The 799-nt window shown below is 52.9% G+C and carries 2 pseudogenes; one reads left to right on the top strand and one right to left on the bottom strand.

The window, feature by feature from the left end:
* Nucleotides 1–99 precede the first annotated feature (99 nt).
* A pseudogene (locus ACR0BF_RS20345) lies at nt 100–519 on the bottom strand (integrase core domain-containing protein); the annotation flags it as partial.
* Between ACR0BF_RS20345 and ACR0BF_RS20340 the strand changes: the two are divergent.
* Nucleotides 511–699 (top strand): annotated as a pseudogene (locus ACR0BF_RS20340) (integrase core domain-containing protein); the annotation flags it as partial. The pseudogenes ACR0BF_RS20345 and ACR0BF_RS20340 overlap by 9 nt on opposite strands.
* Nucleotides 700–799 lie beyond the last annotated feature (100 nt).

Below are 799 nucleotides of genomic sequence, written 5' to 3'. Positions count from 1 at the left end.
GAAACGGGCTCGACAAAACCCCAAATACCCCGCGGTATCGCACCCGGATCAGCAAAACCTATTTTCTTCAACAACATAGAAAGATGGGCGCAATGAAGCAGAGTTGTAGTGTCTCCTCCATTGTTCGATCAGAATTTGAGCTTCGCGCAGGCTGTAGAAGACTTCACCGTTGAGTAGCTCATCCCTGAACCTGCCATTGAAACTTTCACAGTATCCGTTCTCCCACGGGCTCCCAGGTTCAATGTAAGCCGTCTGGGCGCCAACTGCGGCGATCCAGTCTCGGACGGCCTGGGCGATAAATTCTGGCCCATTGTCTGAACGTATGAAGCGGGGTGCACCGCGCAGTATGAACAGATCCGTCAGGGCATCGATCACATCGACCGAGTTCAGCTTGCGCTTCACTCTGATCGCAAGGCACTCCCGGCTGTGCTCATCAAGGATGTTCAGCGTCCGAAAAGCTTTGCCATCGTCGGTTCGACAATGAACGAAGTCATAGCTCCATACATGATTGCGATACTGCGATGGGTGCAAGAGACTGGGATCGACTGGCACTATATCGCGCCCGGCAAACCACAGCAGAACGCCTTCGTCGAAAGCTTCAACGGCAAGCTTCGAGATGAATGTCTGAACGAAACGCTCTTCGGCTCACTGGCCGAGGCCCGTAACACGCTGGAAGAATGGCAGGAGGACTACAACTCTGCTTCATTGCGCCCATCTTTCTATGTTGTTGAAGAAAATAGGTTTTGCTGATCCGGGTGCGATACCGCGGGGTATTTGGGGTTTTGTCGAGCCCGTTTCT

The sequence above is a fragment of the Ruegeria sp. AG7 genome, assembly GCF_056541545.1.
The sequence above is the reverse complement of the archived record's forward strand: the minus strand, read 5'-3'. Positions and strand labels throughout refer to the sequence as shown.